At 62.6% G+C, this 13,503-nt stretch carries 10 protein-coding genes; 6 read left to right on the top strand and 4 right to left on the bottom strand.

The window, feature by feature from the left end; translation table 11 throughout:
• Positions 1-99: 99 nt before the first annotated feature.
• Positions 100-1,347: a ribonucleotide-diphosphate reductase subunit beta gene (locus tag AC3IYG_RS16195; RefSeq protein WP_489310085.1), complete on the bottom strand. Its 1,248-nt coding sequence runs from the start codon at positions 1,345-1,347 to the stop codon at positions 100-102.
• 432 nt (positions 1,348-1,779) lie between these two features.
• Positions 1,780-4,677 (bottom strand): ribonucleoside-diphosphate reductase subunit alpha, encoded by a 2,898-nt coding sequence (locus tag AC3IYG_RS16190; protein ID WP_489310083.1) that lies wholly within the window; start codon positions 4,675-4,677, stop codon positions 1,780-1,782.
• A 747-nt stretch (positions 4,678-5,424) separates the two neighbouring features.
• Between AC3IYG_RS16190 and AC3IYG_RS16185 the strand changes: the two genes are divergently transcribed.
• The 3 genes from AC3IYG_RS16185 to fhuF all read left to right on the top strand — a co-directional run bounded on the left by AC3IYG_RS16185 (position 5,425) and on the right by fhuF (position 8,571).
• Complete coding sequence (locus AC3IYG_RS16185; RefSeq protein WP_489310081.1) at positions 5,425-6,150, top strand: response regulator; 726 nt, start codon at positions 5,425-5,427, stop codon at positions 6,148-6,150.
• A 76-nt stretch (positions 6,151-6,226) separates the two neighbouring features.
• Positions 6,227-7,828, top strand: a complete 1,602-nt coding sequence (locus AC3IYG_RS16180) for an ATP-binding protein (protein ID WP_489310079.1) — start codon at positions 6,227-6,229, stop codon at positions 7,826-7,828.
• A gap of 5 nt (positions 7,829-7,833) precedes the next feature.
• Complete coding sequence (gene fhuF, locus AC3IYG_RS16175) at positions 7,834-8,571, top strand: siderophore-iron reductase FhuF (protein WP_489310077.1); 738 nt, start codon at positions 7,834-7,836, stop codon at positions 8,569-8,571.
• A 208-nt stretch (positions 8,572-8,779) separates the two neighbouring features.
• On the opposite strand, the gene AC3IYG_RS16170 is transcribed toward fhuF, so the two are convergent.
• Positions 8,780-9,499, bottom strand: coding sequence for a 4'-phosphopantetheinyl transferase family protein (locus tag AC3IYG_RS16170; RefSeq protein WP_489310075.1), 720 nt, complete (start codon positions 9,497-9,499; stop codon positions 8,780-8,782).
• 391 nt (positions 9,500-9,890) lie between these two features.
• On the opposite strand from AC3IYG_RS16170, the gene AC3IYG_RS16165 reads away from it, so the two are divergent.
• The 3 genes from AC3IYG_RS16165 to AC3IYG_RS16155 all read left to right on the top strand — a co-directional run bounded on the left by AC3IYG_RS16165 (position 9,891) and on the right by AC3IYG_RS16155 (position 12,559).
• Positions 9,891-11,078, top strand: coding sequence for an MFS transporter (locus AC3IYG_RS16165; RefSeq protein ID WP_489310073.1), 1,188 nt, complete (start codon positions 9,891-9,893; stop codon positions 11,076-11,078).
• 155 nt (positions 11,079-11,233) lie between these two features.
• Positions 11,234-12,172 carry a D-alanyl-D-alanine endopeptidase gene (pbpG, locus tag AC3IYG_RS16160; protein WP_489310071.1) on the top strand — a complete coding sequence of 313 codons (939 nt, stop codon included), beginning with the start codon at positions 11,234-11,236 and terminating at the stop codon, positions 12,170-12,172.
• Positions 12,173-12,322: 150 nt separating this feature from the next.
• The gene (locus AC3IYG_RS16155; protein ID WP_489313934.1) at positions 12,323-12,559 is read left to right on the top strand and encodes a DUF3820 family protein; all 237 of its coding nucleotides are present in this window, start codon (positions 12,323-12,325) and stop codon (positions 12,557-12,559) included.
• 6 nt (positions 12,560-12,565) lie between these two features.
• Here the strand turns inward: AC3IYG_RS16155 and AC3IYG_RS16150 are convergent, their stop codons facing one another.
• Positions 12,566-13,456, bottom strand: coding sequence for an RluA family pseudouridine synthase (locus AC3IYG_RS16150; RefSeq protein WP_489310069.1), 891 nt, complete (start codon positions 13,454-13,456; stop codon positions 12,566-12,568).
• Positions 13,457-13,503: the final 47 nt, after the last annotated feature.

Below are 13,503 nucleotides of genomic sequence, written 5' to 3'. Positions count from 1 at the left end.
AAAGCCCCGCACAATGGCGGGGCTTTTAGCCTTTCTAATCGCCACCCCAAACATCCATTTCAGGTAAAGCGCTCTTAATCTCTCAGTGAGTGACTGGAATCAATCCCAGCTCAACGCCCCACCCGTCTGATACTCAATAACCCGCGTCTCGAAGAAGTTCTTCTCTTTCTTCAGGTCCATGATCTCGCTCATCCATGGGAAGGGGTTGGTAGTACCTGGGTACTCTTCCTTCAAGCCAATCTGGGTCAGGCGACGGTTGGCGATGAACTTGAGGTAGTCCTCCATCATCGCTGCGTTCATGCCCAGTACGCCGCGCGGCATGGTGTCGCGGGCGTATTCGATTTCCAGTTGGGTGCCTTCCAGGATCATCTGGGTGGCTTCGTCTTTCATGGTTGCGTCCCACAGGTGTGGGTTTTCGATCTTGATCTGGTTGATGACGTCGATGCCGAAGTTCAGGTGCATCGATTCGTCGCGCAGGATGTATTGGAACTGCTCGGCGACGCCGGTCATCTTGTTGCGGCGGCCCATGGAGAGGATCTGGGTGAAGCCGCAGTAGAAGAAGATGCCTTCGAGTACGCAGTAGTAGGCGATCAGGTTGCGCAGCAGTTCTTTGTCGGTCTCGACGGTGCCGGTTTCGAACTTCGGATCGGAGATCGAACGGGTGTACTTGAGGCCCCAGGCGGCTTTTTTCGCGACCGAGGGAATCTCGTGGTACATGTTGAAGATCGCGCCTTCGTCCATGCCCAGCGACTCGATGCAGTACTGGTAGGCGTGGGTGTGGATGGCTTCCTCGAAGGCCTGGCGCAGGATGTACTGGCGGCACTCGGGGTTGGTGATCAGGCGGTACACGGCCAGTACCAGGTTGTTGGCAACCAGGGAGTCGGCGGTGGAGAAGAAGCCGAGGTTGCGCATGACGATGCGGCGTTCGTCTTCGGTGAGGCCGTCGGTGCCTTTCCACAAGGCGATGTCGGCGTTCATGTTTACTTCTTGCGGCATCCAGTGGTTGGCGCAGCCGTCGAGGTATTTCTGCCAGGCCCAGTCGTACTTGAAGGGTACGAGTTGGTTGAGGTCGGCGCGGCAGTTGATCATGCGCTTTTCATCGACCGCGACGCGGGCGGAGGCGCCTTCGAGCTCGGCCAGGCCTTCGGCGATGTCGAGTTGGTCGAGGGCGGCCTTGGCGCGGGCGACCGCAGCGGAGTCGCTGTCGCTGACGATACGGGCTTCGTGGGCGGCGGCGTTGCCGTCCTTGTCCAGTTTGTCGAGGCTCATGTCTACCACCGCTGCGTTTGCGCCGGCCGGTTTGGCGATGTCGCCGTCTTCTTTGTCAAATTCATCCCAGCTCAGCATGGTGTAACTCCTGCTTGAGGGCCAGAGGTGCTTCTGGCCTGTATGGATATCCAGTGTAGTCCGTTGCTCGTTGCACACAAAGCGGAACGGTTACCGTTGGTCTTGCACAGGTGGGCGGTGGTTTGCCGTTGCCTGTTCTTTCATTGTTCGTGGGGTGAGGACCCATGTATGGCTCTAGGCCGGGTCCCTCTCTCCCTAACCCTCGGCTTTAGCATCCTGCGTCGCCCTACCTTCTGCATCCTTGCAGTCGTCTCCCCGAAGGGGCGAGGGGATCGATCTGCGTATTGCTAAATCTTGCGTTTGTAAGCGCGAAGCTGAGCGAGTGAGCGCTAGGCGCCGAGTCGCCCGGCCCCGGGAGCGTACTGCTGTACGTGACCGGGGTCGGGCGGCGCGGCAACAACGCGGGCGCCGCTCAGCTTCGTGCGTTGCCGATCACTGGCAGGCTTCGCAGTCCGGTTCGTCGATGGCGCAGGCTTTCGGCACGGGTGCCGGGCCGGCGGCGGCTATCGGGGCAGCGGGTGCTGCGCTCAGGCCGTCGTTGCCACCGCTGGACACGGCGTTGAGCTTGCCGGTGTTGACGGTGGACTTCTCGGTGCTGGTGGCGGCCAGGGCACGGAGGTAGTAGGTGGTTTTCAGGCCACGGTACCAAGCCATGCGGTAGGTGACGTCCAGTTTCTTGCCCGATGCGCCGGCGATGTAGAGGTTCAGCGACTGCGCCTGGTCGATCCACTTCTGGCGACGGCTGGCGGCGTCGACGATCCACTTGGTGTCGACTTCGAACGCGGTGGCGTAGAGGTCTTTCAACTCCTGCGGGATGCGCTCGATCTGCTGCACGGAACCGTCGTAGTACTTCAGGTCGTTGATCATGACCGAGTCCCACAGGCCGCGGGCTTTGAGGTCGCGAACCAGGTAGGGGTTGATCACGGTGAATTCGCCGGAGAGGTTCGATTTCACGTACAGGTTCTGGTAGGTCGGTTCGATCGACTGCGATACGCCAGTGATGTTGGCGATGGTGGCGGTCGGTGCGATGGCCATGATGTTGGAGTTACGGATGCCTTTCTGTACGCGGGCACGAACCGGAGCCCAGTCGAGGGACTCGGTCAGGTCGACGTCGATGTACTTCTGGCCACGAGCCTCGATGAGGATCTGCTGGGAGTCGAGTGGCAGGATGCCTTTGGACCACAGAGAACCCTGGAACGTCTCGTAGGCGCCGCGCTCGTCGGCCAGGTCGCAGGAAGCCTGGATGGCGTAGTAGCTGACCGCTTCCATGGACTTGTCGGCGAACTCGACGGCCGCATCGGAGCCGTACGGGATGTGCTGCAGGTACAGCGCGTCCTGGAAGCCCATGATGCCGAGGCCGACCGGACGGTGCTTGAAGTTGGAGTTCTTCGCCTGCGGCACGCTGTAGTAGTTGATGTCGATGACGTTATCGAGCATGCGCACGGCGGTGTTCACCGTCTTCTGCAGCTTGGCGCTGTCCAGCTTGCCGTCGACGATGTGGTTCGGCAGGTTGATCGAGCCCAGGTTGCAGACGGCGATTTCGTCGGCATTGGTGTTCAGGGTGATCTCGGTGCAGAGGTTCGAGCTGTGGACCACGCCGACGTGCTGCTGCGGGCTGCGCAGGTTGCATGGGTCCTTGAAGGTCAGCCATGGGTGGCCGGTTTCGAACAGCATCGACAGCATCTTGCGCCACAGGTCTTTGGCCTGGATGGTCTTGAACAGCTTGATCTTGCCGTACTGGGTCAGGGCTTCGTAGTACTCGTAGCGCTCTTCGAAGGCCTTGCCGGTCAGGTCGTGCAGGTCCGGCACTTCGCTTGGCGAGAACAGGGTCCACTGGCCGTCGTCGAACACGCGTTTCATGAACAGGTCCGGAATCCAGTTGGCGGTGTTCATGTCGTGGGTGCGGCGGCGGTCGTCACCGGTGTTCTTGCGCAGCTCGATGAACTCTTCGATGTCCATGTGCCAGGTTTCCAGGTAGGCGCAGACCGCGCCTTTGCGCTTGCCGCCCTGGTTGACTGCTACTGCGGTGTCGTTGACCACTTTGAGGAAGGGCACGACGCCTTGCGACTTGCCGTTGGTGCCTTTGATGTAGGCGCCCAGTGCGCGCACCGGGGTCCAGTCGTTACCCAGGCCGCCGGCGAATTTGGACAGCATGGCGTTGTCGTGGATGGCGTTGTAGATGCCCGACAGGTCATCCGGCACGGTGGTCAGGTAGCACGACGACAGCTGCGGACGCAGGGTGCCGGCGTTGAACAGGGTCGGCGTCGAGCTCATGTAGTCGAAGGACGACAGCAGGTTGTAGAACTCGATAGCACGGTCTTCTTTCTGCTTTTCTTCGATCGCCAGGCCCATGGCCACGCGCATGAAGAACACTTGCGGCAGCTCGAAACGGATGCCGTCCTTGTGGATGAAGTAGCGGTCGTAGAGGGTCTGCAGGCCGAGGTAGGTGAACTGCTGGTCACGCTCGTGGTTGATCGCCTTGCCGAGTTTTTCCAGGTCGAAGGAGGCCAGAACCGGGTTCAGCAGTTCGAACTCGATGCCTTTCTCGATGTAGGCCGGCAGCGCCTTGGCATAGAGGTCGGCCATTTCGTGGTGGGTGGCGCTGGTGGCGACCCCGAGGAAGCCCAGGCCTTCGGCGCGGATGTTGTCCATCAGCAAGCGCGCGGTGACGTAGGAGTAGTTCGGCTCGCGCTCTACCAGGGTACGGGCGGTCATCACCAGGGCGGTGTTGACGTCGCTCTGCGCTACGCCGTCGTAGAGGTTTTTCAGGGTTTCGCGCTGGATCAGGTCGCCGTCGACTTCGGCCAGGCCTTCGCAGGCTTCGGTGACGATGGTGTTCAGGCGGCCCATGTCCAGCGGAGCAACGCTGCCGTCGGCGTGCGTCACGCGGATGCTCGGGTGCGGCTGGGCTGGTTCGTGGCTGCCACGGGTGGCGCGTTCCTTGGCGCGCGAGTCGCGGTAGATCACGTAGTCGCGGGCGACTTTCTGTTCGCCGGCGCGCATCAGGGCCAGTTCGACCTGGTCCTGGATCTCTTCGATATGGATGGTGCCGCCGGATGGCATGCGGCGCTTGAAGGTGGCGCTGACTTGTTCGGTCAGGCGCGCAACGGTTTCATGGATGCGCGACGAGGCGGCGGCAGTGCCACCTTCCACAGCGAGAAACGCCTTGGTGATGGCTACGGTGATTTTGTCATCGGTATACGGCACCACGGTGCCGTTACGTTTGATCACGCGCAGCTGACCCGGCGCTGTGGCGGCCAGATCCTGAGAGGAATCGGCGACCTGCGGCGCAACGGCCTGCGGGTTCTCGCGAGTGGTGTCGGTCTGCATGAATGTCTCCGTGTTCTGTATTTATCTAGTTGGACACTTGGCGTGCTTGCCGTTCATTCCGGTTTATTCCACTGTTTTCAAAAACCACAGCTTTTCAAAAACGCCATGCACACGGCTTGCGACCGGGCGCACGGGGACTTGCAAACAGGTCAGAAAAGGGCACGACTCAAGCACTTCCCTGGCTATAAAGTCACAGGTCATGACGGCTGGCGTCAGAACCACAATACCTAGTGGTGCTCGCTTGGTAGCGCTACACCGAATCAAGACCGCAGTCACGCATTTTTTGGGTCTTGGTCTGCATTCACCGCCGTAGCGGTGGATGGCTTGTCAAAAGAGCGATTCGACGCACCGGTGGTGGCCTGCGAAAGGGCCTCTGCGTGTCATTCTACTTGTGTCCGGTGGCCGGCCAAAACCCAATATGTAGGTGTTTGGTGCGATAGGGATACAAGATAGAGCGCTATTGGGGGCATTGCAAGGCGACTCTCATACGCTGCCTGTGGGTAACTCTGTGGGTAAACCTTGGGTAACTTTGCGGAGCCCGCACGGTCGCTGGGATTGACTGATTCGTACCATTCGTCGCCGCTTGAATGGCTTTGACAACGTCGTTTGAAGATGCTGAAGGCTTCTCACGCTAACACTACATCTTGTGTTTTGAGGGCGGTTTGGCATGCGCTATGCAGATCGGCGGCCGGCGTTACAATGCCGACCGTTTATGCTGTCGCAACAACCTGTGCCGAGGAGGCAGTGGTGGAGCAAGAAGCTTGGCAAATTCTTATCGTCGAAGACGATCAGCGCCTGGCCGAGCTGACTCGGGAATACCTCGAGAGCAACGGCCTGAAAGTGGCGATCGAGTCCAATGGCGCACTGGCTGCGGCGCGCATTCTTAAGGAACAGCCGGACCTGGTGGTGCTCGACCTGATGTTGCCGGGCGAGGACGGCCTGTCGATCTGCCGCAAGGTGCGTGGCCTTTACCAGGGGCCGATCCTGATGTTGACCGCGCGCAGCGATGACATGGATCAGGTGCTCGGCCTGGAGATGGGCGCCGACGATTATGTGTGCAAACCGGTGCGGCCGCGGGTGCTGCTGGCCCGTATCCGTGCACTGCTGCGTCGTAGCGAGGGGACCGAGGTGCTGACGGTGGAAAGTCAGCGGCGCCTGGAGTTCGGTGTGCTGGTGATCGATAGCGCCATGCGCGAGGCCTGGCTGCGCGAGCAGAGCATCGAGCTGACCAGCGCCGAGTTCGATCTGCTCTGGTTGCTGGCGTCCAACGCCGGTCGCATTCTGTCGCGCGAGGAAATTTTCACCGCCTTGCGCGGGATCGAATATGACGGCCTGGATCGCTCCATCGACGTGCGGATTTCGCGCATCCGGCCGAAGATCGGTGACGACCCGATGCACCCGCGCCTGATCAAAACGGTGCGCAGCAAGGGTTACCTGTTCGTGGCCGAGGCGGCCGAAGCCTTGGCGAACTGATGGCCGTGGCCCGCAAAGCCACGGGCGTGGGCTTGCTCAGCGTTTATCAGTACGCGTTATCGAGGGCGCAGCGTTTATGAATTCCATCTTCCTGCGTATCTATGGCGGCATGCTGGCCGCTCTGGTGCTGGTGGCACTGCTGGGCGTTCTGGCTTTGCACCTGGTCAACGAGGTGCGTTCTGACCAGTACCGCGAGCGCCTGGCACGCGGCACCTTCAGCCTGATGGCCGATAACCTGGAGCAGATGACACCGGTCGAGCGCCGCCGTGCGGTGGTGGTCTGGGGGCGGCTGCTGGGTATCCCGCTGGCCCTGCAACCGCTGGCCGAGCAGACGCTGGACAACAGCATGCGCAATCGCCTGTTGCGTGGCCAAGTCTTGGTAGAGCAGACCGGCCCGCACGCGGCCAAGGTCTACGGCCTGGTCAGCGCCAGCGAGCAACTGGTGTTGCTGGGCGAGGTGCAGCAGATCAGCGAGCAGCTGGCCCGTGCCACTGTGTATTTATTGATCGACGAGCTGGTGCGCTTTCCGGTGGCCGAACAACCGCAGCGCTTGGCGGCACTGAAAGCGGCCAAGCAGTTCGGCTTCGATCTGCAGCTGGTCAGCCTCGCCGCGGCGAACCTCGACGAGGACCAGCGGCGGCGGGTCGATGAGGGTGACACGGTGATGGCGCTGGGCAAGGGCGGCGATTCGATCCATGTGTTCTCCGGGGTGGTCGGCACGCCCTGGGTGCTGGAGATCGGCCCGCTGTACCAGATGAACCCTTATCCCCCGGAGTTGCTGGTGCTGATCGGCGCCCTCGGCCTGAGCCTGATCGGTCTGATCGTCTACCTGTTGGTGCGCCAGTTGGAGCAGCGCCTGCTGGGTCTCGAAGGCGCCGCCACGCGCATCGCCCTCGGCAAGCTGGAATCGCGGGTGCCGGCCAGTGGCGCGGATTCGGTGGGGCGCCTGGCGGCGGCGTTCAATGCGATGGCCGAGCACTTGCAGCGCTCGCTGATGATTCAGCGCGAGATGGTGCGCGCGGTGTCCCACGAACTGCGCACGCCGGTGGCGCGCCTGCGCTTCGGCCTGGAGATGATCGGCGACGCGCAGACCGAGAAGGCGCGGCGTAAATATATGGACGGCATGGACAGTGATATTCAGGACCTCGACAAGCTGGTGGACGAGATGCTCACCTATGCGCGGCTGGAGCAGGGCTCGCCGGCGCTGAACTTCCAACAGGTCGACCTGGATGCGTTGCTCGACCAGGTGATCGCCGAACTGGCCCCGCTGCGCCCCGGGGTCAAGGTGGAACGCGGCCCGGCGATCAACGCGCTGGATGGCAGCGGTGCGTTGGTGGAGGCGGAGTTGCGTTACCTGCATCGCGCGCTGCAAAACCTGCTGAGCAATGCCATGCGCCATGCCGAATCGCGGGTGCGGCTGAGTTATCAGATCGGCCATCAACGCTGCCGGCTGGATGTCGAGGATGACGGCCCCGGCGTGCCCGAGGCCGAGTGGGAGCGCCTGTTCACCCCTTTCCTGCGCCTGGACGACAGTCGCACCCGCGCCTCCGGCGGCCATGGCCTTGGCCTGTCCATCGTCCGCCGGATCATTTACTGGCACGGCGGCCGTGCGCAGATCGGCCGCAGCGAGAGCCTGGGTGGCGCGCGCTTCAGCCTGGTCTGGCCGCGTCGGCAATAATGGCGATGCGCAGCGTTTTCGAGCGGTTGTTCCCCGCTGAGCTGGCGTGCTTCGCCACGACCCTGGCCCTGGCGGACGACCCGCGCCCGGCGCTGAGCCTGGCGCAGCTGCTGGAACCCGCCGGGCTGGATGAGCGCCTGGGCCGCATCTACGGCCCGCAGTTGCTACACCGCCAGCGCAGCGTGCTGGTGTCGCAGTACGCGAAATACTATTTCATGGCGCTGATCCCGCCGGTGCTGGCTGCCAGCCTGCTGCACGACTGGCGTTTGCCGCTGACGCCGGGCGCATTGCGGGTGGTGCTCAGCGACAACGGCCTGCCCCAGGCGCTGCAACTGCCGGATGGCGGCGCGCGCTGGGTCGATGTGCCGAGCGATCCGTTCCGGCGCTTCGCCGAGCTGGTCGAGGGCCATTTGCAGCCCTTCATCGATGCTTTGGCAGCCTACGGCCAGGTCGCGCCACCCGTGCTGTGGGGCAATGCCGGGGATTATTTCGAGAGCACGCTGCAGCGGCTGGCCGAGCTGGCCGAGCTGGCGCCGGCGGCGTTGGCACCGGCCTATGCCCTGCTCGACGCCAAGCTCTGCCCGGATGGCCGCGCCAACCCCTTGTTTGCGCCGATCCGCTATGTGCCGCAAGCCGACGGGTTGCCTGCGCGGCGCGAGCGCCGGGTGTGCTGTCTAAGCCATCAGGTGGAAGGCATCGGGCATTGTGCACACTGCCCGTTGCGGCGTGGTGAGGCGCGCTGAGCCGAGCATCGTCGCCTGCGTGGGCTGAGGTGGCGGGAAGCGAAGTCCCGTCCTGGCGGCGCTGGGGCTCGGCAAAAAACGTCGTTCCCCGGGGGCGTCCAGTGGGCCTTGCAAGCCAAGGCCGGCAGCGGCATTCGCGGCGTTTTGTTCATGGGCTGACGGTGGCGGGAGCAATGTTGCAACACTGGCCTAGAGCGAATCCCGTGCCTTAAGTCCGTTCTCCTGGCACGGCTACCAGGCTGAGTACGCGCCCGTCGAACAGGCTGAACTGCGCGTTCAGTTCGCGCCCGTCTGACCACTCTGGCGACAGGTCCTTGAGCAGGCGCAGGCGGGCCTGGCCGTTGTCGGACCAGTGCAGCAGCTCGGCGTGTTCGAAATAGAAACGCTGCTGCACCAGGGGGTAAAGCGCCTTGAACAGGCTTTCCTTGAGGGAAAAAGTCAGTGTCACGATCAGCCCCAGCTGTTCGGGCGCCAAGGCGGTGAGGCGCTGCTGTTCGGCGCTGGTGAGGATTTCGCCGAGCAGGCGTTCGGCGCGCTCGTGGTTCATCAGGGTTTCGACATCCAGGCCCAACCCGCGCCAGTCGTGATCGTGCGCGACGATGGCGGCGGCCCAGCCATCGCTATGGGTGATCGAGCCACTCACGCCCGCCGGCCACTGTGGCGCGCGATCGGCTCCAACGCTGGGCACGGCAGTGCGACCGTCGAGCCGTCGCAGGGCTTCACGGGCGCACAGGCGCCCGGCGAGGAACTCCGCCTGGCGCTTGGCCACGCCGCGGGTGACGGGGATCTGGCTGCGGCTGAAGTCTTCGGCGTGCAACAAGGCAGGGTCGAAGCACGTGCTGAACAACCGGGTCGTGGCCAGTGGCTGCGGCAGCGGCCAATGGTCGTCAAGCGGGGTGCAGCAGGCGGGCAGGGGATGGCTACTCATGCCGGCATTCTGCCGTGTCGCGGGCGGGGCGGCCAGTCGTGGCGCGGCGTTTACATTTCTTTGCAAAGCGGCAACAAAGTTAAACGGATGGCGCGGCCCGGATTTGCCAGACTGCTGCCGCGTTTCATTAGGAGCGCAGGTGAGGTTGTAGGGTAGAGCCAGGGCGCTAGCCGAAATCGGTTCTACCCATTTGTCTCTGCTTTGAGTGCGGGAGCCCGGATGGGCTCCCGTTTTTTTTGCGCTGATTTCCCGTCACGAGCGCGGCCAGCCATCCAAGGGGCTGTCGGATCCAGGACTGGGCTGAGACGTGCTGTCGGTCGGGCCACGCAGTCCCTGTGCTAGCCTTGTGATCCCCGCGACCTCTCTGGGTCGGGTATTCGGGAGCTTCGTGATGAGTTCCGTTGCACGTCCGCCCGCGCATTTGACGCGCGGCACTTCGGCTTATCGACGGGCCACCTTGGCACTGTTTTGCGCCGGTTTCGCCACCTTTGCCTTGCTCTATTGCGTGCAACCGTTGTTGCCGCTGCTGGCTGCGCATTTCGCGGTGTCGGCGGCCAACAGCAGCCTGGCCTTGTCATTGACTACCTTGAGTTTGGCGCTGTGCCTGCTGCTGTCCGGCGCCCTGGCCGAGAGCTGGGGACGTAAGCCGGTGATGGTGGCGGCGCTCGGCCTGGCCTGCGTGTTGGGGGTGGGCAGTGCGCTGGTGGCGTCCTGGCACTGGTTGCTGCTGCTGCGCGCACTGCTGGGCCTGGCCCTGAGCGGTTTGCCGGCGTTGGCCATGGCTTATGTCGGCGAGGAGTTCGCGCCGGAGTCCTTGCCGGCGGCGATGGGGCTGTATATCGGTGGCACCGCCTTGGGCGGTTTGCTCGGGCGTTTGCTGGCCGGTCTGCTGAGTGACTTCGGTGGTTGGCCGTTGGCTTTGGGCGGGATCGCCGGCCTGGGTTTTATCGCCCTGGCGCTGTTCATCTGGTTGCTGCCGGCCTCCCGGCATTTTCAGGCGCAACCGCTTTCGCTCGGCGGGCTGCTGGGCAATTTCGCCGGGCATTTGCGCAACCCGGAACTGCGCGGGTTGTTCCTGCTGGCCTTCCTGCTGATGGGTGGCTTCGTGGCGTTGTTCAACTACGTCGGCTTTCGCTTGGCCGCGCCGCCGTTCGGCTTGTCGTCGACGGTGATAGGCCTGCTGTTCAGCGTTTACCTGGTCGGCATCTTCAGCGCCGGTTGGGCGGGGCGTCTGGTTTCGCGCGTGGGCGCACGGCCGGTGATGCAGGGCGGTATCGGTATCATGCTGTGCGGTGTGGCCTTGTGCGCCACGCCCTGGCTTAGTGCGGCGGTGTTGGGGCTGGCGCTCTTCACCCTGGGTTTTTTCGCCGCCCACGCGGTGGCCAGCGGTCAGGTCGGCCAACGGGCCAAAGGTGCCAAAGCTCAGGCTTCGGCGCTCTACCTCTGCGCCTATTACCTGGGCTCCAGCGTGGTCGGTTATGGCGCGGGTTATGTCTGGGAACACGCCGGCTGGTTACCGCTGCTGGCGGTGCTGACGGCACTCTTCCTGTTCGCCGGTTGGCACGCGCGCAGGCTTTAGCCCGGCCTGCTGCTCCGGCTGTGGTGCCCTCTGGCCGGTGGCATGGAGCCGGGAAGAAAAGTCGACAGTGCGGTAAACATGCTCATAAAATGAACAGTTAGCGCTGGATCAGTTGGTCTTTAGCATTCAACCCTTTAAGTCAGTGAAATGTATTCGTGAAAATTCGTCATTCGATAGTCGGTTTGCTCCTTTTATGTTCAAGCGTGGTATTGCCAGCGAGCGCTGATGCGGGTGAAAAAACTGCGGTTGTTCGTGATCCGTCCAAGTTGGAGCTCGCCTCGGGCAGTGCCATGGTGATGGATCTGCAAAGCGAGAAAGTGCTGTATGAAAGCAACCCGGATGTAAGAGTGCCCATCGCTTCGATCAGCAAATTGATGACGGCCGTGGTGCTATTGGATGCAAAACAGCCGCTCGATGAAATACTCCCCGTCGCCATCAGCGATACCAAGGAGCTGAAGGGCGTGTTCTCCCGTGTGCGGGTCAACAGCCAACTCAGCCGCAAGGACCTGTTGCTGCTGACGCTGATGTCCTCCGAGAACCGTGCCGCTGCGACCCTGGCCCACCATTACCCGGGCGGGCATGCCGCGTTTGTGGCGGCGATGAACGCCAAAGCCAAGGCGCTGGGTATGAGCAGCAGTCGCTTCGTCGAGCCCACGGGTCTTTCGCTCAACAATGTCTCCACTGCCAGAGATCTGACCCGTCTGCTGATTGCCACCAAGCAATATCCGCTGATCGGCGAGTTGAGCACCACCAAGGAAAAGACGATGGCATTCCGCAAACCCACTTACAGCTTGGGTTTTCGCAATACCAACCACCTGATCTACAAAGCCAACTGGGATATCCAGCTGACCAAGACCGGCTTCACCGATGAGGCCGGCCATTGCCTGGCCATGCGCACGGTGATGGCCAACCGTGCCGTTACCTTTGTGGTGCTGGACGCCTTTGGCAAGTACACCCACTTCGCTGACGCCAATCGCCTGCGTACCTGGATGGAAACCGGTAAAAGCCGCCCGGTGCCGCAAGCGGCCAAGAACTACAAGCAACAGAAAAACCTGCAACTGCGCCAGGCCGCCACGGCCCAGGCGACGAAGTAGATAGTGCTGGCTGGGTTCCCACGCTCCGCGTGGGAACCCAGCCAGGAACGCTCTGCGTTCCGCGTGCGGCCAGTGGACGTGCGTGCCCCAGCGGCGCTTGGGTACGATCACCTCATTCCGCGGTTCAGCCGCGCTAAAGACAAGAAAGCGATGAAGCCCGAAGACCTCCTGCTGTTGGTGACCCGCGAGATGCCCTATGGCAAATATAAAGGGCGCCTGATTGCCGATTTGCCTGGGCAATACCTCAACTGGTTCGCCCGCGAGGGCTTCCCCAATAGTGAGATCGGCAGGCTCCTGCAATTGATGCAGGAGATTGATCACAATGGTTTATCCGAACTGCTGACACCATTGCGCAAACGCCCGGCCTTGAACGATCAGGGGCGCTAGGCGTTTCTACCAGTCCAGTTGCAAACCGCTCTCGAAGTGGCGTTCGACACCGTTCAGCGGGTCGGCGAACGTCAGGCTCTGGGCCAGCAGTTTCAGCGGTTGCGCGTAATCGTCGACAGCTTCTTTGATCAGCCGTGGATAGAAGGGGTCGTTGCAGATGCCTGCGCCGAGCGCGGCCATGTGCAGGCGCAATTGGTGCTTTTTTCCAGTGATCGGGTACAGGGCGTAGCGCCAAAGCCCGCCGTTGCGCTCGCAGACTTCGATCCGGGTTTCGCTGTTCGGCGTGCCCGCCGCTTCCTGCATCAGAAAGAACGGTTCGCTGGCCACCATGCGGGTGTTGCGCTGTTGCGGGAAGTCCAGGGCGGGCAGTGCCGGGGCGATGGCTTCATAGCGTTTGCTGATCTGCCGCTCGCGGAACAAACCCTGGTAGTGCGCGCGTGTTTGCGGGTTGGCCGAGAACAGCACCAACCCGGCCGTCAACCGGTCGATGCGGTGCAGTGGCACCAGGTCGAGGTTGTCGAATCGCCGGCTGAGCCGTGCCAGCAAAGTCTCTTCGACGTATTGGCCGGCCGGCGTGACCGGCAGGAAGTGCGGTTTGTCCGCGACTATCAGATGCTCATCGGCATACAGCACGGTTTCGCTGAAAGGGATCGGCACTTCATCCGGCACCTCGCGAAAGTAGTGGATGCGCAACCCTTGCTGGTAGCGGTGTGCGGGGCCGATGGCCTGGCCCTGCATGTCCAGCACGCGGCCGCGGGCCATCCGCTCCAGCCAGGTTTCGCGGCCGATCGCCGGGAAGTGCGCGCACAGGCAATCCAGCACCGTCGACCATGGGCCGGCTGGCAGGTGCAGGGTGCTGGGGCGGGCGGTGCTCGGTAAGACGGACTGGGCGGGCATCGGGGTGCGGGGGTGGAGGGAGGGGCGGTGATTTTACCCCAGCATGA

The sequence above is a fragment of the Pseudomonas sp. KH_027 genome (genome assembly GCF_057838565.1).
Note: the sequence above shows the minus strand (reverse complement) of the source record. Positions and strands in the feature narration are given on the sequence as shown.

Coding starts and splice junctions, on each gene's coding strand:
- AC3IYG_RS16195 (WP_489310085.1), bottom strand. CDS start 1,347: ATGCTGAGCTGGGATGAATTTGACAAAGAAGACGGCGACATCGCCAAA.
- AC3IYG_RS16190 (WP_489310083.1), bottom strand. CDS start 4,677: ATGCAGACCGACACCACTCGCGAGAACCCGCAGGCCGTTGCGCCGCAG.
- AC3IYG_RS16180 (WP_489310079.1), top strand. CDS start 6,227: ATGAATTCCATCTTCCTGCGTATCTATGGCGGCATGCTGGCCGCTCTG.
- fhuF (WP_489310077.1), top strand. CDS start 7,834: ATGCGCAGCGTTTTCGAGCGGTTGTTCCCCGCTGAGCTGGCGTGCTTC.
- AC3IYG_RS16170 (WP_489310075.1), bottom strand. CDS start 9,499: ATGAGTAGCCATCCCCTGCCCGCCTGCTGCACCCCGCTTGACGACCAT.
- AC3IYG_RS16165 (WP_489310073.1), top strand. CDS start 9,891: ATGAGTTCCGTTGCACGTCCGCCCGCGCATTTGACGCGCGGCACTTCG.
- AC3IYG_RS16155 (WP_489313934.1), top strand. CDS start 12,323: ATGAAGCCCGAAGACCTCCTGCTGTTGGTGACCCGCGAGATGCCCTAT.
- AC3IYG_RS16150 (WP_489310069.1), bottom strand. CDS start 13,456: ATGCCCGCCCAGTCCGTCTTACCGAGCACCGCCCGCCCCAGCACCCTG.